21 protein-coding genes are annotated in these 25,911 nt (G+C 63.0%); 14 read left to right on the plus strand and 7 right to left on the minus strand.

The annotated features are described in order from the left end of the window. Positions 1–8 precede the first annotated feature (8 nt). Complete coding sequence (locus P0D96_RS10395) at positions 9–476, minus strand: DUF4863 family protein (RefSeq protein ID WP_408313316.1); 468 nt, start codon at positions 474–476, stop codon at positions 9–11. Positions 477–669: 193 nt separating this feature from the next. Here P0D96_RS10395 and P0D96_RS10400 point away from each other — a divergent pair, with 193 nt between their 5' ends. From P0D96_RS10400 to boxA, 4 genes are all read left to right on the plus strand, one after another. Next, on the plus strand, positions 670–1,632 hold the full coding sequence (locus tag P0D96_RS10400; protein ID WP_408313317.1) for a helix-turn-helix transcriptional regulator: 963 nt from the start codon (positions 670–672) through the stop codon (positions 1,630–1,632). A gap of 116 nt (positions 1,633–1,748) precedes the next feature. Further along, a complete protein-coding gene (boxC, locus tag P0D96_RS10405) occupies positions 1,749–3,419 on the plus strand; it encodes a 2,3-epoxybenzoyl-CoA dihydrolase (RefSeq protein ID WP_408313319.1) in 1,671 nt (556 codons plus the stop codon). Between the two features lie 124 nt (positions 3,420–3,543). Further along, on the plus strand, positions 3,544–4,971 hold the full coding sequence (gene boxB, locus P0D96_RS10410; RefSeq protein WP_408313321.1) for a benzoyl-CoA 2,3-epoxidase subunit BoxB: 1,428 nt from the start codon (positions 3,544–3,546) through the stop codon (positions 4,969–4,971). Between the two features lie 53 nt (positions 4,972–5,024). Then, complete coding sequence (boxA, locus tag P0D96_RS10415) at positions 5,025–6,266, plus strand: benzoyl-CoA 2,3-epoxidase subunit BoxA (RefSeq protein ID WP_408180092.1); 1,242 nt, start codon at positions 5,025–5,027, stop codon at positions 6,264–6,266. A 61-nt stretch (positions 6,267–6,327) separates the two neighbouring features. On the opposite strand, the gene P0D96_RS10420 is transcribed toward boxA, so the two are convergent. After that, on the minus strand, positions 6,328–7,080 hold the full coding sequence (locus tag P0D96_RS10420; RefSeq protein ID WP_408313324.1) for a TetR/AcrR family transcriptional regulator: 753 nt from the start codon (positions 7,078–7,080) through the stop codon (positions 6,328–6,330). Between the two features lie 302 nt (positions 7,081–7,382). Between P0D96_RS10420 and P0D96_RS10425 the strand changes: the two genes are divergently transcribed. The 8 genes from P0D96_RS10425 to P0D96_RS10460 all read left to right on the plus strand — a co-directional run bounded on the left by P0D96_RS10425 (position 7,383) and on the right by P0D96_RS10460 (position 17,293). Then, a complete protein-coding gene (locus P0D96_RS10425; protein WP_132373743.1) occupies positions 7,383–8,663 on the plus strand; it encodes a Zn-dependent hydrolase in 1,281 nt (426 codons plus the stop codon). A gap of 135 nt (positions 8,664–8,798) precedes the next feature. Continuing rightward, positions 8,799–10,148: an NAD(P)-dependent oxidoreductase gene (locus P0D96_RS10430; protein WP_408180094.1), complete on the plus strand. Its 1,350-nt coding sequence runs from the start codon at positions 8,799–8,801 to the stop codon at positions 10,146–10,148. A gap of 68 nt (positions 10,149–10,216) precedes the next feature. Beyond that, complete coding sequence (preA, locus tag P0D96_RS10435) at positions 10,217–11,551, plus strand: NAD-dependent dihydropyrimidine dehydrogenase subunit PreA (RefSeq protein ID WP_408313326.1); 1,335 nt, start codon at positions 10,217–10,219, stop codon at positions 11,549–11,551. 114 nt (positions 11,552–11,665) lie between these two features. Then, the gene (locus P0D96_RS10440) at positions 11,666–13,177 is read left to right on the plus strand and encodes an NCS1 family nucleobase:cation symporter-1 (protein WP_408313328.1); all 1,512 of its coding nucleotides are present in this window, start codon (positions 11,666–11,668) and stop codon (positions 13,175–13,177) included. A 58-nt stretch (positions 13,178–13,235) separates the two neighbouring features. Further along, on the plus strand, positions 13,236–14,687 hold the full coding sequence (gene hydA / locus P0D96_RS10445; protein ID WP_408180097.1) for a dihydropyrimidinase: 1,452 nt from the start codon (positions 13,236–13,238) through the stop codon (positions 14,685–14,687). Between the two features lie 356 nt (positions 14,688–15,043). Further along, complete coding sequence (locus P0D96_RS10450) at positions 15,044–15,826, plus strand: amino acid ABC transporter substrate-binding protein (protein ID WP_132373748.1); 783 nt, start codon at positions 15,044–15,046, stop codon at positions 15,824–15,826. A gap of 22 nt (positions 15,827–15,848) precedes the next feature. Next, entirely contained in the window at positions 15,849–16,526 is a 678-nt protein-coding gene (locus tag P0D96_RS10455; RefSeq protein ID WP_012433671.1) for an amino acid ABC transporter permease, read from the plus strand. Continuing rightward, on the plus strand, positions 16,526–17,293 hold the full coding sequence (locus P0D96_RS10460; RefSeq protein ID WP_132373749.1) for an amino acid ABC transporter ATP-binding protein: 768 nt from the start codon (positions 16,526–16,528) through the stop codon (positions 17,291–17,293). The genes P0D96_RS10455 and P0D96_RS10460 overlap by 1 nt, the downstream gene beginning before the upstream one ends. Positions 17,294–17,407: 114 nt before the next feature. Here the strand turns inward: P0D96_RS10460 and leuA are convergent, their stop codons facing one another. Both leuA and P0D96_RS10470 read right to left on the minus strand, forming a co-directional pair. Continuing rightward, a complete protein-coding gene (leuA, locus tag P0D96_RS10465) occupies positions 17,408–19,126 on the minus strand; it encodes a 2-isopropylmalate synthase (RefSeq protein WP_132373750.1) in 1,719 nt (572 codons plus the stop codon). Positions 19,127–19,395: 269 nt separating this feature from the next. Further along, positions 19,396–20,280 (minus strand): class I SAM-dependent methyltransferase, encoded by an 885-nt coding sequence (locus P0D96_RS10470; protein WP_408313331.1) that lies wholly within the window; start codon positions 20,278–20,280, stop codon positions 19,396–19,398. Positions 20,281–20,544: 264 nt separating this feature from the next. Here P0D96_RS10470 and P0D96_RS10475 point away from each other — a divergent pair, with 264 nt between their 5' ends. Continuing rightward, complete coding sequence (locus P0D96_RS10475) at positions 20,545–20,874, plus strand: hypothetical protein (protein ID WP_132373752.1); 330 nt, start codon at positions 20,545–20,547, stop codon at positions 20,872–20,874. A 126-nt stretch (positions 20,875–21,000) separates the two neighbouring features. On the opposite strand, the gene P0D96_RS10480 is transcribed toward P0D96_RS10475, so the two are convergent. After that, complete coding sequence (locus P0D96_RS10480; RefSeq protein WP_408290289.1) at positions 21,001–21,699, minus strand: cadmium resistance transporter; 699 nt, start codon at positions 21,697–21,699, stop codon at positions 21,001–21,003. Between the two features lie 287 nt (positions 21,700–21,986). Here P0D96_RS10480 and P0D96_RS10485 point away from each other — a divergent pair, with 287 nt between their 5' ends. Continuing rightward, a complete protein-coding gene (locus P0D96_RS10485) occupies positions 21,987–22,472 on the plus strand; it encodes a hypothetical protein (RefSeq protein WP_408180101.1) in 486 nt (161 codons plus the stop codon). 104 nt (positions 22,473–22,576) lie between these two features. Here P0D96_RS10485 and P0D96_RS10490 read toward each other — a convergent pair whose 3' ends face one another. Further along, positions 22,577–24,454 carry a glycosyl transferase family 1 gene (locus P0D96_RS10490; protein ID WP_408180102.1) on the minus strand — a complete coding sequence of 626 codons (1,878 nt, stop codon included), beginning with the start codon at positions 24,452–24,454 and terminating at the stop codon, positions 22,577–22,579. 139 nt (positions 24,455–24,593) lie between these two features. Beyond that, positions 24,594–25,862: a DUF3443 domain-containing protein gene (locus tag P0D96_RS10495; protein WP_408180103.1), complete on the minus strand. Its 1,269-nt coding sequence runs from the start codon at positions 25,860–25,862 to the stop codon at positions 24,594–24,596. Positions 25,863–25,911 lie beyond the last annotated feature (49 nt).

The raw sequence follows: 25,911 nt of genomic DNA on the forward strand, positions 1-25,911 counted from the left end.
GGCAGCGCTCAGGCGGGAGTGAATTCGATTGCGCCTTGCGGCAGGAGGTACAGCACCAATGCTTCGCCGTTCGCCACCGTCGGACGATGCGCGGTGCCGGGCCCGTACACGCACCAGCCGGCCGGGTGGCCGTCGAAGGTCGCGCCTTCGGTGAGCGGCATGATCAGATCGATCTCGCCGTTCGGGTGAACATGATGCGGACCGGCAATATCCTTCATATCGACGACGTCGACGGAAAAGCCGTGGGTCTCGGGCAGCGCCTTGAAGATGCGGCCGTAGCGAATGCCACCGCCTTCGCGATTGCACAGCCAGCCTTCGGCGACACCGGTTCGGCACGCCTCGGCAAGTTCGCGGAACGTGACGCTGTCCGCGGGATAGGCGTCGTTCAGCCAGTCGGCCAGTCTGCTGTCGAGCGGTCGGCCGTCGAGTTGCTCTGTGACGCCCGCGATCAGGCGCTGGAATTCATGTGGGGACATGCGAGCCTCCAGATCGGCGCATTCGACCGCCGCACGCACGTTAATGCATGCGAGCCGTCGCGCCATCTCTGTGACGCTGCCGAAAAATCTCGACAGCGTTTGTTATTGGATCAATATTTGGCGAAAATTAACCGTTCACTCGGTGCCTGTCAAGCACTATAGTACATGTATCGCAGTTAGGAGGCAGCAAAACATGAACCAAAATTACTCTCCTGCACCGCTGGACGATTCCGCCGACGACGCCGCAGGCCGCACCGAACGGGCGGCGGAGCGCGATCCCTTTCTGACGGCGATGGGCGAACGCGTGCGACTCCTGCGCGCGCGCCGCGGCATGACGCGCAAAACACTGGCAACGGAAACCGGCTTGTCGGAGCGGCATCTGGCGAATCTGGAATCGGGCGTGGGCAATGCGTCGGTGCTGGTGCTGCGGCAGATCGCGGCTACTCTGAACTGTTCGCTGGCCGAGGTGATCGGTGACGAAACCACCGCTTCCGCCGAATGGCTGCTGATCCGCGAACTGCTGCAGGGGCGCGATCAGGCAGCCTTGCAGCGCGCCCGCGTGGCGCTCGCCGAGATGTTCGCGCAGGCGCCGCGCGACCCGCATCGCAAGGACCGGATTGCGTTGATCGGCCTGCGCGGCGCCGGTAAATCGACGCTCGGGCGAATGCTGGCGCAGGAGCGCAAGGTGCCGTTCGTCGAACTCACGCGCGTGATCGAACAACTGGCCGGCTGCCCGCCGTCGGAGATTCATTCGCTTTACGGCGCGGCCGCTTACCGGCGTTATGAACATCGCGCGCTCGAGGCTGTGATTCAGGAGCACGAGCGCGCGGTGATCGCGTCGCCGGGCGGGCTGGTGTCGGAGTCGGGCACCTTCAATACGTTGCTGTCGCACTGCTATACGGTGTGGCTGCAGGCCGTGCCCGAAGAGCATATGCGCCGCGTCGTCGCGCAGGGCGATCTGCGGCCGATGTCGGGCAACAAGGAGGCAATGGACGACCTGAAGCGCATCCTGGCGGGACGCGGCGAGCTATATGGCCGCGCTGACATGACCTTCGACACCAGCGAAAAAACCTTGGCAGACGCCTATCTGCAATTGCGCGACCGCCTTGCTGCAAGGCTCGCCGCGGAATCGCCGGACGAGGCTGGCGTAAGCTGACATGCAATTCGGCGCCAGGGTTTACGTGTAAACATGCACTAAAGTGCTTTACATGGATTTGACGATGCACTATTGTTCAAAAACAGTATTTGCATCGTCCAGCCAGGAGAGGCCCCATGTCTACAGCAGAAACCGCCGTCGCGCCGGTCGACTACCGCACCGATCCCTCGCAGTACAAGCATTGGAAGCTGAGCTTGAATGGTCCCGTTGCGACGCTCGGCATTGATATCGCCGAGGACGGCGGCATCCGTGACGGCTACAAGCTGAAGCTGAATTCGTATGACCTCGGCGTCGACATCGAATTGCACGACGCAATACAACGGATCCGCTTCGAGCATCCGGAAGTGAGAACCGTGGTGCTGACGAGCCTGAAGGACCGCGTGTTCTGCTCGGGCGCCAACATTTTCATGCTGGGTCTCTCCACGCACGCGTGGAAGGTCAACTTCTGCAAGTTCACCAACGAAACGCGCAACGGCCTGGAAGACTCGTCGCGCTATTCAGGTTTGAAGTTTCTCGCGGCAGTGAACGGTGCCTGCGCCGGCGGCGGCTACGAACTCGCTCTGGCATGCGACGAGATCTATCTGGTGGATGACCGTTCGTCGTCGGTCTCGCTGCCGGAAGTGCCGCTGCTCGGCGTGCTGCCCGGCACCGGCGGCCTGACGCGCGTCACGGACAAACGCAAGGTGCGTCACGATCGCGCCGACATCTTCTGCACGGTGGTGGAAGGCGTGCGCGGCGAACGCGCGAAAGCATGGCGCCTGGTGGATGAAGTCGTGAAGCCGAACCAGTTCGATCAGGCGATCCAGGCGCGCGCGCTCGAACTCGCCGAACAAAGTGACCGTCCCTCGGACGCACAGGGCGTTGTGCTCACGCGTATCGAACGCACGGATCGTGAAGACGGCCTCACTTATAAAACGCTCGACGTGACGATCGACCGCGCGAAGCGCATTGCGACGTTCACGGCCAAGGCACCGCAATCCGAACCGCCCTCGAGTATCGATGCCATCGTCGCGGCCGGCGTGAACTGGTGGCCGCTGCAATTCGCCCGCGAACTCGACGACGCTATCCTTTGCATGCGCACCAACGAGCTCGCGATCGGCACGTGGGTCTTCAGGACCGAAGGCGATGCCCGCAATCTGCTCGCCGCTGACGCCTCGCTCATGCAGCACAAGGACCACTGGTTCGTGCGCGAGACCATCGGCCTGTTGCGCCGCACGCTGGCGCGCATCGACGTTTCGTCGCGTTCGCTGTTCGCGCTGATCGAGCCGGGTTCGTGCTTTGCCGGCACCTTCGCGGAACTCGCGTTCGCCGCTGATCGCACTTACATGGCGGCGCTGCCGGGCAATGAAGAGGAAGAGCCGGCTATCACGCTGTCGGAAGTCAACTTCGGCCTCTATCCGATGGTCACGCATCAGTCGCGTCTAGGCCGGCGTTTCTATGAAGAAACCGAGCCGCTCGACGCCGTGCGCTCCCTGATCGGTCAGCCGATCAAGCCGGTCGAAGCCGAACGCCTCGGCCTCGTGACCGCATCGCCCGATGACATCGATTGGGCCGACGAAATTCGCATCGCGCTCGAAGAACGCGCCGCGATGTCGCCGGATGCATTGACCGGACTCGAAGCGAATCTGCGCTTCAACGGGCCGGAAACGATGGAGACGCGCATTTTCGGCCGTCTCACCGCATGGCAGAACTGGATCTTCAACCGGCCGAACGCGGTGGGCGAGAAGGGCGCGCTCAAGGTGTACGGCAAGGGCAGCAAGGCGCAATTCGACGTCTCGCGTGTTTGATAAGCATTTGATACGCGCTTGATGGACATCTGAACGCCATCAACGCAACGAGCGCGAAACAGGCCGCCATCAGCCCGACACGCGCCTCTCACCGTCACTGCAGTTTCTGAACCAGGAACCGACCATGTCATCGATCAACTACAGCGAAAAGATTCCGAACAACGTCAACCTCGCCGACGACCGGGCGCTACAGCGCGCGCTCGAACAATGGCAGCCGAATTTCCTCGCGTGGTGGGGCGATATGGGCCCGGAAGGCTCGCATGGCTACGACGTGTATCTGCGCACCGCGGTGAGCGTCGATGCGGGCGGCTGGGCGCATTTCGATCACGTGAAGATGCCGGACTACCGCTGGGGCATTTTCCTCACGCCCGGCGAGCGGGACCGCAAGATTCACTTCGGTGAACACAAGGGTGAAGCGGCCTGGCAGGAGGTGCCGGGCGAGCATCGCGCGAATCTGCGCCGCATCATCGTGACGCAGGGCGATACCGAACCGGCGTCGGTCGAGCAGCAGCGCCACCTCGGTTTGACGGCGCCCTCCATGTACGACTTGCGCAACCTGTTCCAGGTCAACGTGGAAGAAGGCCGCCATCTGTGGGCGATGGTGTATCTGCTGCATCGCTACTTCGGCCGCGACGGACGTGAGGAAGCCGAAGCATTGCTCGGCCGCCGTTCAGGCGACGACGACAATCCCCGTATTCTCGGCGCATTCAACGAGAAAACGCCGGACTGGCTCGCGTTTTTCATGTTCACGTACTTCACCGATCGCGACGGAAAATTCCAGTTGTCGGCACTTGCGGAGTCGGGATTCGATCCGCTCGCGCGCACCACCAAATTCATGCTGACCGAAGAAGCGCATCATATGTTCGTCGGCGAATCGGGTGTGTCTCGTGTGATCCAGCGTACGGCCCAGGTGATGAACGAACTCGGCACGGACGACGTCGCGAAGATCCGCGCGGCCGGCGTGATCGATCTGCCGACCATTCAGCGCTATCTGAACTTTCATTACTCGGTCACGATCGATCTGTTCGGCGCGGATCATTCGTCCAACGCGGCCACGTTCTATAGCTCGGGCCTCAAGGGCCGCTACGAAGAAAACAAGCGCGACGACGATCATCAGTTGAACGGGCAGAGCTACAAGCTACTCGACGTGCAGGACGGCAAGCTGGTCGAGCGCGAAGTGCCCATGCTCAACGCCATGAACGAAGTGCTGCGCGACGACTACATCAAGGATTCGGTGGCGGGCGTGGGGCGTTGGAACAAGGTGCTCGAAAAGGCCGGTATCGATTTCCGGATGACGGTGCCGCATAAAGCGTTCAATCGGCAAATCGGCACATTCGCCGGCACGCGTGTGTCGCCCGACGGCCGCGTGGTCAGCGAAACCGAATGGGCCGCCAACGAAGCGAAATGGCTCGCCACACCGGAAGATCGCGCTTACGTCGCGTCGTTGATGGGCCGCGTTACGGACGCGGGCAAATTCGCCAACTGGATTGCGCCGCCTGCGATGGGCGTGAACCGTCAGCCGGTCGATTTCGAATACGTGCGCTTCAACTGAGTGCGCGAGCGGCGCGTGGCACGTTGGCGCCGCATCTCAAGGTGGAGGAAGTCATGAACGGCCCAGTATCGATCGAAGTTCTCCGGCAGCATCTGATCGATCCGGAAATCTGCATTCGCTGCAATACGTGCGAAGAGACTTGCCCGGTCGATGCGATCACGCACGACGACAACAACTACGTGGTCAAGGCGGATATCTGCAACGGCTGCATGGCATGCGTGCCGCCGTGTCCGACCGGCGCGATCGACAACTGGCGCACGGTATTGAAGGCCGATGCGTATCCGATCGAAGAGCAGTTCACGTGGGACGTCCTGCCGGAACAGAACACGATGGCCGTGCCCGCCGCGGACGAATCGTCGGGCGCGGGCGCATCGGGTGATTCGCCGGCCGAGGCGAGCGGCATCGAAGTGGATACCGTGCGCGGCTCGGTCGTGCCGCCGTGGTCGGCCGCAAAGCCGTATGTGAACCTCTATACGCACAAGGAGCCGACTAGCGCGACGGTGGTCGGCAACTACCGGCTCACCGATGGCTCGACCGATAGCGACATTCATCACATCGTGCTCGATTTCGGGTCTATGCCGTTTCCGGTGCTGGAAGGCCAGTCGATCGGCATTCTCCCACCCGGTGCGACCGCCGATGGCCGTACGCATCACGCGCGCCAGTATTCGATTGCGAGTCCGCGCGATGGCGAGCGGCCCGGTTATAACAACGTCTCGCTCACTGTCAAACGCGTGTCGCAGCAGCACGGCGATTCGACCGATGGCGTGTGTTCGAATTACCTGTGCGATCTGAAGAAGGGGGACGTGGTCAACGTGATCGGCCCGTTCGGCGGCACCTTCCTGATGCCGAACCATCCGAACTCGCATTTGCTGATGATCTGCACCGGCACGGGTTCAGCGCCGATGCGCGCGATGACCGAGTATCGCCGCCGGCGCCGTTTGAAGGGCGCGACCGGCAAGCTGATGCTGTTTTTCGGCGCGCGGACCAAAGAAGAGTTGCCGTACTTCGGGCCGCTCACGAATCTGCCGAAAGACTTCATCGATACCAATCTGGCGTTCTCGCGTACGCCGGGTCAACCGAAGCGCTATGTTCAGGACGCCATGCGCGAGCGCGCGGTCGATGTGGCGCACATGCTCAAGGACGACAACACGCATATCTACGTGTGCGGGTTGAAGGGCATGGAAGATGGTGTGTTGCAGGCGCTCAAGGAGATCGGTGAGCAGCATCAACTGGACTGGGAAGCGCTGTGGGTCAAGTTGAAGAAGGAGGGGAGGTTGCACCTGGAGACGTATTAAGGTGCCGTGTCTTCTAAGGCTCCGCTGTTCATCATCGACAGCGGGGCCCTTTCAGTTACTTCTATCTCGCCAGGTCGGCGCCATCCTCATGCTGTGCGGGTGACACCGCCCCGCACGCCCGAATCACCAACTGCACCACTTCCTCCGTCGTCGCATCGAACGCCTTCTGCGTCAACGCACGCTTGCCTTTAAGCGCGCGAATCTGCGCATCAAAGTCGGCGTAATGCTGAGTCGTCGCCCAGATCATATACATCAACGTTTGCGCATTCACCGGCGCGAGCAACCCGCGCGCGATCCAGTCGTCGATCACCTTAACGCGGCTGTCGAGCCACGGCTTCACGCGTTCGGTGAGTATGTCCTCCATGTGTTCCGCGCCGTGAATGATCTCGCTTGCCCACACCTTCGAACCGAGCGGACGGCGGCGCGACAATTCCATTTTCGCGCGCACGTACCCACCGATCGCTTCGACCGGGTCGTCGCTGCATTCGAACGTATCGGCCGCGCGATGCCAGTCTTCGAACAGGTCTTCCAGCACACGCCGGTAGAGCGCGAGCTTTGTCGGGAAGTAGTAATGCACGTTGGCTTTCGGTAAGCCCGCACGCTCCGCGATCATCGCGGTGCTGGTGCCGTCGAGTCCGCGCTCGGCGAAAACCGCCTCGGCGCACGCCAGAAGATGGGCTTCATTCGACTCGCGAATGTGCGCCTTGCGCCGCCGCAAAGGTGCGCGTGTTTCCTCGTTTTCCGTGATGTCGGCCGCCACGTCGTCGTCTCTCATGTTCGCCTTCGGCGGCATGGGTGCCGCGTCGCGCTTCATTCTAGTCGTTTGGCGCGCTGCCCACACGCGCATTCGTCGCACGCGCCGAAGCCATGCTGCGGTGCAATGGCACACTTCTCGCTATGTTTCTCACCGCACGAAAGGTGTTGATTTGGCGAGCTTAATCGTCTACAACCTGTCCAACTGGACAGGATTGGAAGAGCGGCCGATGCCCCAGGGTTTGCCCTCTGTATAAGAGGCGATCGAAGGTGTCGAATGTGCACTGCCCCCGTGCGAGCACGCCCCAAAACCCGCCACCAATGCACCAGTTTCAAGTCGGTTCACCGAAAGGAGCGAGACGAATGAACGCGGTATCCGAAGCGCTGAAGCACGCTGAACCCACCACGTCGATCAAGGTCGACGGCAAGCGGCTGTGGGACAGCCTGATGACGATGGCGAAGATCGGCGCGACGCCCAAAGGCGGAGTCTGCCGCCTGGCGCTCACCGACCTCGACAAGCAAGGACGCGACCTGATCGTCAGTTGGGCGAAGGAAGCCGGCTGCACGGTCAGTGTCGACCAGATGGGCAATGTATTCATGCGCCGCGCCGGGCGCAATCCCGATGCGTTGCCGGTCATGACCGGTTCGCACGCCGACTCGCAGCCGACCGGCGGCCGCTTCGACGGCATCTACGGCGTGCTGGGCGGTCTCGAAGTGATTCGGAGCCTGAACGATCACGGCATCGAGACGGAGCATCCGGTTGAAGTGGTGATCTGGACCAACGAGGAAGGCTCGCGCTTTGCGCCCGCGATGGTGGCGTCGGGCGTGTTCGCCGGCGTGTTCACGCTCGACTATGGCCTGTCGCGCAAGGACGTGGACGGCAAAACCATCGGCGAGGAACTCAAGCGCATCGGCTATGCGGGCGATATTCCGTGCGGCGGACGGCCGCTGCACGCGGCGTTCGAGTTGCATATCGAACAGGGGCCCATTCTCGAAGCCGAACAGAAAACCATTGGCGTCGTGACCGACGCGCAAGGTCAGCGCTGGTACGAAATCACGCTGACAGGGCAGGAGGCGCACGCGGGTCCGACACCCATGCCGCGCCGTCGCGATGCGTTGCTCGGTGCCGCGCGCGTGGTCGATCTGGTCAATCGCATCGGTCTCGACAATGCGCCGTTCGGCTGTGCGACGGTCGGCATGATGCAGGTCTATCCGAACTCGCGCAACGTGATTCCGGGCCGCGTGTTCTTCACGGTCGATTTCCGCCATCCGGACGATGCGGTGCTCGCGAAAATGGATGCGGCCTTGCGCAAGGGCGTGGCCGACATCGCCAACGGCATTGGTCTTGAAACCGAACTCGAACAGATCTTTTACTACGCGCCAGTCGCATTCGACGAAGCCTGCGTGAAGTCGGTGCGCGCGGCGGCCGAACGCTTCGGTTATCCGCATCGCAACATGGTGTCCGGTGCAGGACACGATGCCTGCTATCTGTCGCAAGTCGCGCCGACCTCGATGGTGTTCGTGCCGTGCGTGGACGGCATCAGTCACAACGAGATCGAGGACGCCACTTTCGAATGGATCGAGGCCGGCGCCAACGTGTTGCTGCACGCCATGCTGGAGCGTGCATGCGAGCCGGTTTCATGACGCTGTCGTAACTCTTTGGCGGTTGCGCTCGCTTTACCCGCTTCACCGTAGTGCCCATAAAACATGCCGTCCCGGCTCCGCTTGAAGCGTGGCCGGCAGGAGCGGCTACGTCCTCACATCGAAGAAGGAACGAGTATGGCCATCAAGCAAACCGGCGACATTGCCGCTCAGCGGCTATCGCCCGAGCAGCTCTCGTGCGAGTTCTCCGACATCGCGCCCTTGCTCGACGCAAGCGCCGCAGCCGCGGCGGCGAGCCGCTGCCACTACTGTTACGACGCGCCGTGCGTGAACGCCTGCCCGACGCAGATCGACATTCCCAGCTTCATCCGCAAGATCAGCAACGGCAATCTGAAGGGCGCGGCCGTGGATATTCTGTCGGCCAACCCGTTGGGTGGCATGTGCTCGCGCGTCTGCCCGACGGAGATTCTTTGCGAAGGCGCATGCGTGCGTAACCATCAGGACGCGAAGCCGGTGGCGATCGGCGCGCTGCAACGTCATGCCACCGATTGGGCGATGGCGCGCGGCGAAGTGCTGTTCAAGCGCGCGGCTGAAACCGGACGACGCGTCGCGGTGGTCGGCGCGGGTCCGGCGGGACTCGCCTGTGCACACCGGCTCGCGCTGGCCGGTCATGACGTGACGATCTACGACGCGCATGAAAAGGCCGGCGGTCTGAATGAATACGGCATCGCCGCCTATAAAACCGTCGACGATTTTGCTCAGCGTGAAGTGGAGTGGCTGTGCTCCGTCGGCGGCATTGAGATCAAACACGGCGTCGCGCTTGGTCGCGATGTCGACCTCGACACGCTGCGCAAGCAACACGATGCGGTGTTCCTCGCGATCGGCCTCACGGGCGTGCGCTCGCTTGCCATGGAAGGCGAGGATCTCGGCGGCGTGATGAACGCGGTGGACTTCATCGAACAGGTGCGCAGCGCGAGCGACTTCGGCACGGTGCCGGTGGGCCGGCGCGTGGTGGTGATCGGCGGCGGCAATACGGCGGTCGACGCGGCCGTGCAAAGCCGCAAGCTCGGCGCAACATCGGTGACGATGGTTTACCGGCGCGGCGTCGAAGCAATGAGCGCCACTTGGGCCGAGCGCGACTTCGCGCAGACCAACGGTGTCACGCTCGTCACGCACGCCACGCCGATGCATTTGATCGGCGACGGCGGCGTGGTCACGGGTGTCGAATTCGCGCGCACATCGCGTGAAGGTGGAGAGGAGCGCTTCATGGTCGAAGCCGACATGGTGCTCAAGGCGATCGGTCAAACGCTGGTGCCGGTCGGCATCGAGCGTGAATTGCTGACGCTGGACGACAGCCGTATCGCTGTCGATGCGAACGGCCAGACCTCGCTGGCGGGTGTATGGGCCGGCGGCGATTGCGCGGCCACCGGCGGCATCGACCTCACGGTGCAAGCGGTGCAGGACGGCAAGATCGCGGCTGCCGCGATCGACGCGCAGTTCGCCCGCACGGCGGCGAAAGCCGCCTAGAGCGACCCAAGCCAAACCAAGCGAAGCAGCACCTCAGACAAAGAACAGCAGTCCCCAAGGAGCCGAACATGGCCGATCTGCGCTGTACGATTGCCGGCATCACTTCGCCGAATCCTTTCTGGCTCGCCTCCGCGCCGCCGACCGACAAAGCCTATAACGTGAACCGCGCCTTCGAGGCGGGCTGGGGCGGCGTGGTGTGGAAGACGCTCGGCCTCGACCCGCATGTGGTGAACGTCAGCTCGCGCTACGGCGCGGTGCAATGGAACGGCCAGCGCATGGCGGGCCTGAACAACATCGAACTGATCACCGACCGTCCGCTCGACGTCAATCTCAAGGAAATCGCGCAAGTCAAACGCGACTGGCCGGACCGCGCGATGATCGTCTCGCTGATGGTGCCGTGCAACGAACGCGACTGGAAGTGGATTCTACCGCTCGTCGAAGACACCGGCGCGGATGCGGTCGAATTGAATTTCGGCTGTCCGCATGGCATGAGCGAGCGCGGCATGGGCGCGGCGGTCGGCCAGGTGCCCGAGTATGTCGAGATGGTCACGCGCTGGGTGAAAGAAGGCACCAAGCTGCCGTGCCTTGTCAAACTGACGCCGAATATCAGCGACATTCGCCTCGGTTCGCGTGCGGCCTACAAGGGCGGCGCGGATGGCGTGTCGCTGATCAACACGATCAACTCGATCGTGGCGGTCGATCTCGATGCGATGTCGCCGTTGCCGATGGTCGATGGCAAAGGCACGCACGGCGGCTACTGCGGACCAGCTGTGAAGCCGATCGCGCTGAACATGGTCGCGGAAATCGCGCGTGACGTGGAAACGCCGAATCTGCCGATCTCCGGCATCGGCGGGATTTCCACATGGCGCGACGCCGCCGAATTCATGGTGCTCGGCGCGGGCAGCGTGCAGGTCTGCACGGCGGCGATGCACTACGGATTCCGTATCGTTTCCGACCTCGCGGATGGCCTCTCCAACTGGATGGACGAAAAAGGCTACGCGACGCTCGACGACATTCGCGGTCGCGCCGTCCCGAACGTCACCGACTGGAAGTACCTGAACCTCAAATACGACATCAAGGCGCGCATCGATCAGGACAAATGCATTCAGTGCGGCCTGTGTCATATCGCCTGCGAGGACACGGCTCACCAGGCGATCATGAAAGAAAAAGATGGCGTCCGGCATTTTGAAGTGATGGACTCCGAATGTGTCGGCTGTAATCTGTGCATGCACGTGTGTCCGGTCGAACAGTGCATCACGATGGAGCGCGTGGACAACGGCGAGTACGCGAACTGGACCACGCATCCGAACAACCCGGCACGCGTGGGCGCAGAGGAGGGCGCAGCGGCGGACGCGACCGAAACCGCGGAGCACGCCCATGCGGACGCGGCAAAAGCGGCCTGAAATACGATGTGGTTAGAAATAACGCAGCGCTAGTACTGAACCTGTCATTCCCCAAAGGTCCCGACGCGCCGATAGAAGCCGCGCGGGCCTCAACGATCGAGTGGAGATCTTTAGATGAAGCAGACAGCGCAACCCGTCGACCCGCAGTTCGCGGCCGGCGTGCAGGGCAGCAGTCTTTACAACGACGATCTTGCGCCGACCGGCGTCGCGCAGCGCACCTGGAAGTGGTATCACTTCGCCGCGCTGTGGGTGGGCATGGTGATGAACATCGCGTCGTACATGCTGGCCGCCGGCTTGACGGAAGAAGGCATGTCACCGTGGCAAGCCGTGATCACCGTGCTGCTCGGCAACCTGATCGTGCTGGTGCCGATGCTGCTGATCGGCCACGCGGGCGCGAAGCACGGCATTCCGTACGCGGTGCTGGTGCGCTCGTCGTTCGGCACGCAGGGCGCCAAATTGCCGGCGATGCTGCGCGCCATCGTCGCCTGCGGCTGGTACGGGATTCAGACGTGGCTCGGCGGCAGCGCGATCTATACGCTGCTCAACATTCTCACCGGCAACGCGCTGCACGGCGCGGCTTTGCCGTTTCTCGACATCTCGCTCGCTCAGCTCGCGTGTTTCCTGGTGTTCTGGGCACTGCAGATCTACTTCATCGTGCATGGCACCGATTCGATCCGCTGGCTCGAAAGCTGGTCCGCGCCGATCAAGATCGTGATGTGCATTGCGCTCGTGTGGTGGGCGACTTCAAAAGCGGGCGGCCTGGGCTCGATGCTGTCGGCGCCGTCGCAATTCGTGCCGGGCGGCAAGAAAGAAGGCCTCTTCTGGGTCACGTTCTGGCCCGGCCTCACGGCCATGGTCGGCTTCTGGGCCACGCTCGCGCTGAATATCCCCGACTTCACGCGCTTTGCCAGAACGCAGCGCGATCAGATCATCGGCCAGTCGGTCGGCTTGCCGGTGCCGATGGCCTTGCTCTCGGTGATCTCGGTGGTCGTCACGTCGGCGACCGTAGTGATCTACGGCAAGGCGATCTGGGATCCGATCGACCTGACGAGCCGGATGACCGGCATCGGCGTGGGCGTCGCGCTGATCATCCTGACGCTCGACACCATGTGCTGCAATCTCGCGGCGAATCTCGTCGGCCCGGCGTACGATTTTTCGAGCCTGTGGCCGAAGGGCATTTCGTATCGCGTGGGCGGCATGATTACCGCGACCATCGCGATCGTGATGATGCCGTGGAAGATTCTCGCCACCACGCAGGGCTATATCTTTACGTGGCTGGTCGGCTACTCGGCGCTGCTTGGTCCGGTCGCGGGCATTCTGATTGTCGACTATTTCCTGATTCGTGGCACGCGTCTCGACACGCGTGAACTCTTCGACGAGCACGGCGAATACAGCTATACCGGCGGCTGGAATATCGGCGCGGTGGTCGCGCTCGTGATCGGCGTGCTGCCGAATCTGCCCGGCTTTTTGCACACCGCGTTTCCGGCGTCGTTCCCGAACGTACCGGCGATCTTCAATACACTCTATACGTATGCGTGGTTTGTCGGGCTCGCGTTGGCGTCGATCGTATACAGCGCGTGGATGAAACTGAGCAAGGGACCGAGTGCGCGCGTGGCGAGCGCGTGAGCATCAACGAAACGAAGTACGTAGCACCGAAACCAGCAGTTCATAAGGAGGCGGCAACATGACGACCCTGATTCGCGGCGGCACGATTATCGACGCGGAGAACACGTATCGTGCGGACGTGTTGTGTGCGGACCCGCAGGACGGCGGCACGATCCTGCAGATCGGAGCGGACCTGGAGGCGCCCGCCGGCGCCACGATCGTCGATGCGGGCGGGCAGTATGTGATGCCCGGCGGCATCGATCCGCACACGCATATGGAATTGCCGTTCATGGGCACCACGGCGAGCGACGACTTCTACACGGGCACGGCAGCAGGTTTGTCGGGCGGCACCACGAGCATCATCGACTTCGTGATTCCGAGCCCGAAGCAACCGCTCATGGACGCCTTCAAGGAATGGCGCGGCTGGGCCGAGAAGGCGTCGGCGGACTACGGCTTTCACGTCGCGGTGACGTGGTGGGACGATTCGGTCTATCGCGACATGGGCACGCTGGTGCAGGAGCACGGCGTGTCGAGCTTCAAGCACTTCATGGCCTACAAGAACGCGATCATGGCCGACGACGAAGTGCTGGTGAACAGCTTCTCGCGTTCGCTCGAACTCGGTGCGCTGCCCACCGTGCATGCGGAAAACGGTGAACTGGTGTTCCAGTTGCAGCGTCAGTTGCTGGCGAAAGGCTTTACCGGTCCGGAGGCGCATCCGTTGTCGCGGCCGCCGGAAGTGGAGGGCGAGGCCGCCAATCGCGCGATCCGGATCGCGCAGGTGCTGGGCGTGCCGGTGTATATCGTGCACGTGTCCTCAAAGGACGCGGTCGATGCGATTGCCCGCGCGCGCAGCGAAGGTCTGCGCGTGTTCGGCGAAGTGTTGCCCGGCCATCTGGTGATCGACGAAGCGGTGTATCGCGATCCCGACTGGACGCGCGCGGCGGCCCACGTGATGAGCCCGCCGTTCCGCTCGGCCGAGCATCGCGAGGCGCTATGGCGCGGTTTGCAAGCTGGCCAGTTGCACACTACGGCCACCGACCACTGCGTGTTCTGCGCGTCGCAGAAGGCGATGGGCCGCGAGGACTTCACGAAGATCCCGAATGGTTGCGGCGGCGTGGAAGACCGCATGGCGGTGCTCTGGCATCACGGGGTGAATTCGGGGCGGCTCACGCCGAACGAGTTCGTGCGGATTACGTCGACGAATGCCGCGCAGATCTTCAACCTGTATCCGCGCAAAGGCGCGGTGCGGGTCGGCGCGGATGCCGACCTCGTGGTGTGGGACCCGAACGCGAGCAAAACGATTTCGGTGAAGACGCATCATCAGAAGGTCGACTTCAACGTGTTCGAAGGCATGACGGTGCAAGGCGTGGCGATGCACACGCTCACGCGCGGCGCGCTCGCCTGGACCGACGGCGAGCTGCGGGCGGTGCGCGGTGCGGGCCGCTATCTGAAGCGTCCGCCGAACGGCGCTTACTTCGACGCGATCCGCGTCGCCAACAAGCGCAAGGAGCCGCATCCGGTGGAGCGGTAAGCTATTCGCAATCCGACGACGGGCGGCGCCGCATTCAAACGCGGCGCCGCCCGTTTTTTCCTGCCGCGCGCTCACCGCGGCGAGACCTCTCGCGTTTTCCCCGATGGCGCGCAACATAGGTTCCGTGTTGCGATGCATGCCGCGTCTGTCTATCTGCTGTAGAGTTGAAATCCACGTCACACCAGAGGCTATGGCTGTTCGCTTAGCACGCAAGCGCATATCGATCGGAAACCTGATCCTTTGTAAAAACGCAGGCCGTTTGCTACAGTCCGCCCACTCTGCGGGCGCAAGCGCCGGCGGGGACTGTCCAACACAAGACTCAGCCACCGACGTGGCACATTTGACGGAGCCGCCTGATGAAATCGATTCGTTCCATTCTGCTGATCGCGTTGTTCCAGGCGGTGGCCGTGAATTCCGCATTCGCCGCCGACGAACTCGCGCAGATCAAATCCGCCGGCGTGTTCAGGATCGGCACCGAAGGCACCTACGCGCCGTTCACGTACCACGACGAATCCGGCAAGCTGACCGGTTTCGACGTCGAAATCGGCACAGCGATCGCGCAGCGTCTCGGCGTCAAGCCGCAATTCGTCGAGGGCAAATGGGACGGTCTGATCGCCGGTCTCGACGTGAACCGCTACGACGCGGTGATCAACGAAGTGGCCGTCACCGACGCGCGCAAGGTCAAATACGACTTCTCCGACCCGTACATCACGTCGCACGCGGCGCTGATCGTGCAGTCGAACAACACCACGATCAAGAACTTCGACGACCTGAAGGGCAAGAAGTCGGCCAACACGCTGACCAGCAACTTCGGCAAGATCGCGGCGGCGCACGGCGCGGAAGTGATCCCCGTACAGGGCTTCAATGAATCGATCGATCTGCTGACCTCGGGTCGCGTCGATGCCACCGTCAACGACTCGCTGTCGTTCCTCGACTTCAAGAAGCACAAGCCGGACGCGAAGGTGAAGATCGCCGCGCTCGATACCTCGGCCGACAGCAGCGACAAGTCCGCCGTGCTGATCCGCAAAGGCAGCCCCGAATTGCAGGCGGCAATCAACAAGGCGCTCGCCGACATGAAGAAAGACGGCACCTACGCGAAGATCTCGCAGAAGTATTTCGGCAAAGACGTCTCCCAGTAAACGCCTTCCGCGAGTCTGAATCATGCCGGCATGGTTGCATCTGATGGCGCAGTCGCTGTGGCCCCTGCTGTATGCGGGGCTCGTGTTTACCGTGCCGCTTACGCTGATATCGTTTGCGATCGGACTTGCGCTGGCGTTCCTCGTCGCGCTGGTCCGCCTGTTCGGGCCGAAGTGGGCCGTGGCGATCGTGCGCTTCTACGTGTGGCTGTTTCGCGGCTCGCCGTTGCTCGTGCAACTGTTCGTGATCTTCTACGGGTTGCCGAACGTGGGCATCGTGCTCGATCCGTTGACGGCGGCGATCATCGGCTTTTCGCTGAATGTCGGCGCGTACAACTCCGAAGTGATACGCGGCGTGATCGAGTCGATTCCAAAAGGGCAGTGGGAGGCGGCGTATTCGATGGGGATGACGCGCGAGCAGGCCCTGCGTCGGGCGATCCTGCCGCAAGCGGCGCGCGTCGCGTTGCCGCCGTTGTCCAATTCGTTTATCGCGCTGGTGAAGGACACCTCGCTCGCCGCGGTGCTGACCGTGCCCGAGGTATTTCAGGCGGCGCAGCGGATCGCGTCGGTGACTTACGAGCCGCTGATTCTGTACACGGAAGCCGCACTGGTCTATCTGGTGTTCAGCTCGGTGTTGTCGTCGGCGCAAGTCAGGCTCGAGCGCAAGTTCGGCCGCCACGCACTTTTCCAGGCAGGCAACTGATGATCCGACTGGAAAAAATCGACAAGTACTTCGGTGGTCAACGGGTGCTCAACTCGGTCGATCTGCAACTCGCCTCGGGGAATGTCACCGCGTTGATCGGTCCATCGGGCAGCGGCAAGAGCACGCTTTTGCGTTGCGTGAATCTGCTCGAGATTCCCGAGTCCGGTTCGCTCGAACTCGGCGATCAGCGGCTGGAATTCAGCCGTGACCATCGGCCCTCGCGCGACGCGGTGCTGACGATTCGCCGCCGCACGGGCATGGTGTTTCAGAATTTCCAGCTCTTTCCGCATCTCACAGTGCGGCAGAACGTGATGGAAGGCTTGGTGACCGTTCTGAAGTGGGACAAGGACAAGGCGCGGGCTCGCGCGGACGAACTGCTGGAGAAGGTCGGCATCGCGCAGAAGGCGGATGCATGGCCTTCGACGCTCTCCGGCGGGCAACAACAGCGTGTGGCGATTGCGCGGGCGTTGGCGCCGTCGCCGGAAGTGTTGTTGTGCGACGAGCCGACCTCGGCGCTCGACCCCGGTCTCGCCGCGGAAGTGGTGGAGGTGCTCAAGCAACTCGCCACCGAAGGCATGACCATGCTGATGGCCACGCACGATTTGCGGCTCGCCGCGACGATCGCGCGTGACGTGGTGTTTCTGAACAACGGCGTGGTGGTGGAGGCCGGGCCGTCGCGCGAGATCTTCATGCAGCCGCGCGCGCCGGAAACCGAGCGTTTCGTGTCGACGTTGACGCACAGTCTGCCGGATGAATGGACTCAATGACGCGAACCTGCAAGGCCGTCACGCCCGCGATGCGGTTGAATAAAAAAGGGGGCGTCGTCGAGACGCCCCCTGCGCATATAACCGCTACAAATCGACCACCAACGGCCAAGAACCTTAGACCCCCACGCTCTCCGTGACATCGTTCATCGCGGCGTCGAAGAAGCTCTCCTTCGCCTGCGCATTGACCCGTGCGTAAGCGCGATTCACGCCGCTGATCACCGCGCGAATCGACGCCGTCACCAGATTGGCATCGATGCCGACGCCGAACGCGCTGCCGGTCACATCGGCGCCGGCCATTTCGGCGACCGCCACCGCGCGGGCATCCGCACCCTGCGTCAACGCGCGTTCTTCATAGTGCTGAATCCGCACCGGCACGCCGATCGCGTGCATCAACGCGTCGAGCGGACCATTGCCTTCGCCGGTCAACACGCGCCGCGTGCCATTGATGTCGACCGTGAGTTTGATGTGTTCGCGTCCTTCACGCTCGGACAGGCTGTGACCGACGTAGTGGATCGGCGCCGTGTTCTGCACATACTCCTGCTGGAACAATTCCCAGATTTGCGCGGACGTGACTTCCTGGCCGCTGTCGTCGGTGAAACGCTGCACCGCCGAGCTGAAGTCCACTTGCAGGCGGCGCGGCAACACGACGCCGTAGCCCTGTTCGAGCAGATAGGCAATGCCGCCTTTACCCGACTGGCTGTTCACGCGAATCACCGAGTCGTAGGTGCGGCCGAGATCGGCCGGATCGATCGGCATGTAGGGCACTTCCCAGACGGCGTCCGGTTTCTGCACCGCGAAGCCCTTCTTGATCGCATCCTGATGCGAGCCCGAGAAGGCCGTGAATACCAGATCGCCGACATACGGATGACGCGGATGGATCGGCAATTGCGTGCATTCTTCCGCGGTGCGCGCGACTTCGTTGATGTTCGAGAAGTCGAGCCCCGGATCGACGCCCTGCGTGTAGAGGTTCAACGCGAGCGTGACGAGGTCCACGTTACCGGTGCGCTCGCCGTTGCCGAACAGGCAGCCTTCGATACGATCCGCCCCGGCCATCACGGCAAGTTCAGCGGCCGCCACCGCGGTGCCGCGATCGTTATGCGGATGCACGGAGATGAACAGCGAATCGCGGCGCTTGAGATTGCGGTGCATCCACTCGATCTGGTCCGCGTAGATGTTCGGCGTGGACATTTCGACGGTGGCCGGCAAGTTGACGATGGCCTTGTGTTGCGGCGTCGGTTGCCAGATGTCGAACACGGCGTCGCAGACTTCCTTGGCGAATTCGATTTCGGTGCCGCTGAACACTTCCGGGCTGTACTGGAACGTGAAGTGCGTTTCCGGCATGGTCTCGGCGATCCGCTTCATCGTGCGGGCAGCGTTTTGCGCCAGTTCCTTCACGCCGCTCTTGTCCAGATTGAAGACGATCTTGCGGAATTCCGGCGCGGTCGCGTTGTACAAGTGGACGATGGCGCGCGGCACGCCACGCAAGGATTCGAAGGTGCGCTCGATCAGGTCGTCGCGTGCTTGCGTCAAGACTTCGATGGTGACGTCGTCGGGAATGTGGCCGCCTTCGATCAACTCACGCACGAAATTGAAGTCGGTCTGCGAAGCGGACGGAAACGCGACTTCGATTTCCTTGAAGCCGATCTGCACCAGCGTCTTGAACATGCGCATCTTGCGCTGCGCGTCCATCGGCTCGAAGAGCGACTGATTGCCGTCGCGCAGGTCGGTGCTCATCCAGATCGGCGGGTGCGTGATGGTGCGCGACGGCCACTGGCGATCCGTCAAGTTGACCGGTTTGAACGAGCGGTATTTGGTAGCAGGGTTCTTCAACATTTTCATCATCCGTGGGTGAGACCAGGTAGCTGGGAGTCGACCGGACGACGAAAAGACACAACTGGGCCGCCGGTCGGAAACCGGGGCTGGGTCAGTTACTGGGGAATTGAGCGGTGCTTCGTGTGGTTCAGATGGAAGCGCGCAGCAGCAGACCTAGCCCGGTAGAGGGGGCTAGTAGTAGCGATAGGATGGTCTGGGCGCGGTACATAGTGCGCAATAGGAACATATTATTGGGACGGCGTCAAGCGCCGCCCCCGTGCGGCGCGAGATCAGTGCGCCGGCTTCACGAAGCGCAAGGTCATGCGGTCCGATTCGCCGATGGCCGCATATTTCGCCCGGTCGACGTCGCCGCCCTCGAAGGTCGGCGGCAGCGACCAGACGCCGTTGGGGTAATTTTTGCTGTCGCGCGGGTTGGCGTTCGCTTCGCTCTTGCCGGCCAGTTCGAAGCCGGCCGCGCGCGCATGTTCGATCACGTAGTCTTCGGTCACATAGCCGGTGTCGATGGTTTGTTGCAGCGAAGTGCCCGGCGCTGCGCGGTGTTCCTCGACACCGAGCACGCCGCTTGGCTTGAGCACCGCGTAGAAGGCGCGCAGGTTTGCGTCGATCTGGCCGTCCTTGATCCAGTTATGGATGTTGCGGAAGGTCAGTACCTCGTCGAAGCTGGCATCGGCCGGAAAACCGCTGAACTGGCCGGCGTGCAGCGTGCCGACCACGACGTTGCCGTAGACGGCGGGCGTGGCCGCCAGTTTGCGCGCAAATGCTGCCCGATTGGCCTGCGCTTCCGCCGACGGCGTCCCCTGTGGGCCGTCGTACTGCGCCTCGTAGAGCTTGCCGTGGTCGTGCAGATACGGCGCCAGGATCTCCGTGTACCAGCCGCCGCCCGGCTCGATCTCCAGCACGCTTTGCGACGGCGTAAGTTCGAAGAATTGCAGCGTTTCCCGCGGATGACGGTAGACGTCGCGGGCGCGGGCCTTGTCGCCGCGTTGTGGTCCGGCAATCGCCGCGTCGAGCAGCGCCGGACTGGACGACGCGGACGCGGAAGTCGAGGCCGATGGGCCGGCGCAGGCCGCCAGCAACAGCGTTGCGGTCAGTGCCGCGAGTGTGGCGCGCAGCGCACGAGACCGGAGATTGGGTCGAAGGTTCATGACGTCCATTATCGGGCGCGATCGCGCGGGAGGGAAATCGGTAATCGGCATAAGGATAGGCGCTCACTGGATTTGCGTGTCTGCAGCCGCGGCCCGGAATAAAAGGCCATACCCGCCAGTTTCTCTGTTTACCGCGACTCGCGCTTACGTCGCCGAATCCGAAGCGCGGCATGGCGCGTATAAATGGTGTGATCAGCGTTTGGCGTCGCGAGCGGGCTTGTTGTGTGGCGGGCGCGACTTGATTCCCTTCATTTCATTTTGCCGGAGGCAGGTATGAAACGAACATCGACGATGTCGCGGGTAGGGCGGGTTTTGCTGTGCGCGGCCGCGTGCGCGATTGCGGCGCAGGCGGGAGCGCAAGGTTTGAGCCCGCAGGACGACATGAACGCGCCGCAAAACAGCACGCGTTTGATGCCGAACGCGGCGCGCGGCAGCGAATATCCGACGCACGGCAACCAGCAGGCAGGCGAATTGAACCTGAACCCGACCGACCCGCGTGCGCAGCTGGTCAACGGCTTGCCGAATCACACCAATTCCGGCGGTTACGGTTCGCCGCTCGCCGGCGTGCGCACTTACGTGCAACCGCAAATGCCGTCGAATTGAGCGCTCGCGTGGACGACGGTCGTGCCGCATCGCGCGTTGGACTGCAGCGCATCCCTGCACGGACCGTGTTGTTCAATTGGGCTTTTTCGGGTAATGGGCCGTGCGTTCCCCACATGCGGGCACTGGTCAGAGTCCGAACATGATCCGCAGCGTATCGTTCTGCACGATCACCGAGACGCCGATGATCACCAGGATCAGCGGCAGCAGCGCGGTGCCATAGCGCCGGATCGGTGCGCCCAGCAACGGATGCTCCACCAGCCACACCGCGCCGGCGCACCAGAACCCGATCATCACGATAAAGATCAGCGAGATGAATGCGCCCGCGCTGTGCGAATGACTGGCGTACAGAGGCACATAGACGGCGAGATTGTCGGAACCATTGGCGACGGCCACGCACGCTACAGTCCACCAGGATGAGGCGCGGCTTGCGTGGGATGGGGCGGTTGGAGCGGGCGAGCTTGCCTGATTCGCTGCACTAGCCGGATACCCCGACCCGGCCGGCCCGGATGATGCGGGTGGCGCCGTTTCGATTCGCGCTGCTTCCTCCTGCTGCGGGCTGCCGGGACCAAAGCGCTCCCACGCTTTGCCGAACCCCACGCCGATCGGCAAAATGCCGAGCAAACCGACGTAACCAGCCGGCAAGTGCTTGAGCAATGCGGCGAGCAGCGCCGACCCCGCGATAAGAATTAGCGAGCCGGCATACTGCCCGGCGATCACGCGACGCCGCTCGTCGCCGGCTTCCGCCAGGAAGGCGAGCAGCACGAACAGGTTGTCGACGTTGGTAGCGGTGTAACCCGCGATGGCGAGCAGGGCAAGGCTGAACATGCGGGAAAGCCGGTCGGTACACAGTGAGAAAGCGTGACAAGGCGAAGCGATGCGCATCGCGAGGGCCCCGTCGCAACGTCGGCAGCGCGCCGATCGAATGGCGGCCGGTCAACACGATGCCGATGCGAGCCGCCGCGGTCAAGCAGTCACTGGGTTTCGGGCGCGCTGGATGCGCGGTGAAAGTGTCGATCGCCTTACGCGGCTCGCGCGCTGCCGGCGCTCGAAGCCGGCGCCGCTCAAGCAGGCCGTAAGCTACAATTGCCGACGGCTTGAAAAACGGAACACCAATGAAGATTCGGATTCTCTCTATCGCCTGCGTCACGACCGCTGCCGCGCTGCTGGCGGCGTGCACGGCCGTCTATAAGAACACGGACGCGTGCGAGCAGTTGATGCGAAGCAAGCTGGCGGAAACGTCGGCGGATCCGCTGAAGATCACTCATGCGGGCGCAGGCATCTATGGCTCGCGAGTGGTGGTTGAGGGATCGATCGAACGTGTGGCGGTTCCGGCGTCCGAGACTGCGGAGGCGGGTGCAGCCAGTGCGCCGCTTGCAGCTTCGGGTGCGCCGGCGGCTTCCGCTGTGACTGCTGGTGGAGCAGGTGCAGCGGGCGCCTCAGATGCATCGGCAACAGCGCTTTCGCTCAAGCCCGCCAAACCTAAGAAGACCGCCACGCCAGCAGCCGCGGAGTGCACCTTCCACGGGCCGACGCTGGACGTGTTCAACTGGCTGGCGCCGGCTGATCTTGTAACCGCGAGCCCTAACGCGACCGAGTAGCGTATCGGCGCACGGGTACGGCGGCCCGGCGCCGAATAATCTCGTGACCCCGGGCATCATGCGACCGGGTGGCGACCGGGTAGCGCACTGAGCGGCGCCGAATCTCAAGCCATCGCTTCTTCCTTGCACCGGCGTTGCTTCCCCCGCACCCGTTCCAGCACGCATTCACCGAACGCCTGCGGCCGCCCTTCAAAGCAACGTTCCACGGCCCGCGTATCGATCAGACGCTGCCGCAAGGCTGCGCGCTCGTTATGCGCGTCGATCATCCGCACGGCGGCGGCGATGTAATCCTCGACGCTCTCCGCCGTGGTCCACGACGGCATGCCCACACGCTCGAACAGCGCGCCGTCGATCCGCTCGAACACTTCCGGCCCGCGTTTGCAGATGCCGGGCAAACCCAGCGTGAGCGCGTCGACGATACCGTTGGTATTGCCGAACGGAAACGGGCTTAGAAACAGATCGGAGCGATTGACGCGCGCCAGATAGCCCGCGTATTCGTGAAAGCCGTGCACGACGGCGCTCGGCAGTGTCTGGCGGATCACATCGCGCATGCGCTCGAGCGGCAAGCCGAAGGGCACGCCGCTCATGAAGTGAAACTGGACCGGCGTCGCCGCGCGCGCGCCGATCTCACGGCACGCTTCGAGAAAGCCGGGATTGAGCTTCATCGCGCTGGCCGTGATGACGATCTTCAGCGTTTCGCGTGACGGCGGAATCTGCGCGACGATGTCCGGCAGCGCTACCGAGGGCCGGTACGGTTGACCGTCTTTCGGCAGCTTCATCAAACGTTCGCTGAAGCAGGCGGGATCGCCGACATAATCTTCCTCGACACTGACGTATTCGATCTTGTCGGAGTGAGTCGTGGCGGGGTGACCGAGGCCGACGATCTGCAGCGGCGCAATACGCAGATTCGACATGAACACCGTGAGCGCGAACATGCCGACGCTCGGCATGTAGAGCACGTCAGGCTGTTCCGCCTCGGCAAAGTCGCGGATCGTTTTCAGACATTCGCCTATGTATTCCGGCTCCTCCAGTTCGATGAAACGGTCGAACACCGCGCGCCCCATATCGTCGATGGCGTAGCCGAAGCCGAAGGCCACCACTTCGAAATGCTCGCGCGCGGCTTCGAGCGTGCGCGAGTGCGTGCGGTAGATCGAATGGGCGCCGCCAAACCATTCGAGCACGACCACCATCAGCGGTTTTTTGCCGCGCGGCTTGCGGCTTTTCGCGCGGGCTAGATTCGCCGCGGGAATATCGGTCAGCCCTAGTTGATCCAGCTTGCGGCGCACCAGCGCGTTGATGTCCCGTTTGATCTCGTGCCGCCGCGGCGTGTCCGCGTAGCTGCAGAACATATAGGCGTTGTGCAGCAAGGCGGTCGGCAGGTCGTCGAGGTCGTCGATTTGCTGCAATTTGCCGGGCAGCCATTCCATCAACGCTTCGCGCTTCATATGCGCGCTCGCCGATCCTTTGAAGACCGGCGCCAGCAAAACGAGGGCAAGGCAGGCGGCGAGCGATTTGTCGTACGCCCACAGCGCGGCGAAGTCGAGTTCCAGTTCGGACTCGGTCGAGTAGAGCGCGCAGAGTTTTTCGACGAAACTGTCGCCGGACAGAAACTGGGCGTTGTCCGCACCGCGCGGATTCAAGTAACGGGTCACATGGTCCGCATTGCCGAACGACGTGCAGGCGAACACCAGTCCGACCCACTCGTGCAGGGTCAGAATCAATCTGAAACACTCGGGTGGCAATTGGAACGCCGGGTCGGCGAACAGGGTCGACGCCGCGCTCGCGAGGCGTGTGCAGAAGCGCTTGCGTTGCTCGTCAGGCGGCAGGTCGGCGATGCCCGAGGCAAGAAAGCTGCCGTCCAGTTCGCCGCGCTTTTGCTGAAGGAGCGCCAGCGCGGCAATGAACTGGATCGCGGCTTTGACATGCTGCCGCGTATAGACGAGCTGCTCGAAATGATCGAGCGAAAAAGTGGGTTCTTCCATCTGCCGACAATTCCAGGATTTGCATGACTAACTAATTGGAACGGAGTTAGCCGGAAGGTGGAATTATCTCAGCCGATACGTACCAAATCTGTCCGTCAGGTGATTTTGCGAAATTTCGGCGTCGAAAGAAGCCGTCCGTTCAGAACGCGTAGTAAGGCCCCGGGCCCGCCGACGTTTCGCGCGAGGCGATCGCCGTATAGACGCGTCGTCCGAAGAAGAACGGCAAGCCCCAGCCGAAGCCGCTGCTGGCCACGCCGGCCAGATTGTTGAAGGCGTTATTCGACGACGCGAACAGCGCGCTCGAATTACCGACCGCAAACGACACCGTGTTCGACGCGCCGTCCGTCCCGGTGATCGCGGCGTTCGCGGCTTGAATCGAAGCCGGGCAGTACCAGAAGCCGCACTGCGGAAACTGGGTGGTGCGGAAGAACAGCCCATTCGAGCCGCTGTCGACATAGCTCTGCGAATAAGTCTGCCCGCCGCTCGTGGTGACGACGTAGCCCGTCTGCGAATTCGCCTTGAGGACGCTGGCGCCGTTCAGCGTGTTGTTGGCCTGGGTGCCGATGCCGAAGATCATCGAACCCGATACGCTGGCCGCGCCGGCATCGGCGATGGCCGGCAGGTCGATCACCACGCCATTGTTGTCGAGCGCAAAGCGGCTGACCGGATTGGTCACCTGCTGCGCCAGCGCTTGCGTGCTGGCGAGGCAGGCGCCGCCGGCGTCGCAACGGTAGTACCAGCGCGGCAGCGCGGCGGTGACGCAGCCGCTGCCACAGTCGCCCGCGAACAGGCCCACGCCGAGAATGCCGTTCGAGCGCAGGCCCGCCACCGTCTGCATGGCGCGGCCGGAGCCCGCGCAGTCGGCGGGCACGGTGGGCAGCGCCGGGTCCGCGATCGTCTGGATCGGGATCGACGCGGCCAACTGGCCGGCCATGCGCACGTCCGCGCTGCGCACCGCGCCCCAGGTGTAGCCGCCGCCGAACACCGCGCATTCGCCCGCGATGCCGCTGCCCGACGCGATTGCCGCGAGCGACAGGTCCGCCGGCAGCGCGGACGCGAGAATCCTGAGCCCGTGCGAACCGGTGTCGACCTGGACATTATCGATCGTCGCGCAATTGCTGGTGCCGGGCTCGCAGACGGTGACGCTCGTCGTCAGCATGTTGCGCGTCAGACCCGGTGCGGCGGTGACGGCGATCGGCTGGACGTTCGGGATATTCGACTGCGGCACGGAGGCGGTCGGGCCGGCACTCGAGGCGCCTACCGACCCACTGGCGGGGCTCGGGATGCTGGCCGGGGCCGCCGAGCCCGTCTGCGATGTCGCGGCCGGCGAGCCGCCGCCACCGCCGCCGCATCCCGCGAAGGCGGCGCAGACCAGCAGTAGGGCGTAAATGGAAAGGGCGGATTTCATGGCGTGGTCAGTGCTCGTCGCGGCGTGGTGCCGATGCTGGTGCTAGTGC

Origin of the sequence: Paraburkholderia sp. RL17-347-BIC-D (genome assembly GCF_046027915.1) — a bacterium.
In the GTDB taxonomy this organism is placed as follows: Bacteria; Pseudomonadota; Gammaproteobacteria; order Burkholderiales; family Burkholderiaceae; genus Paraburkholderia.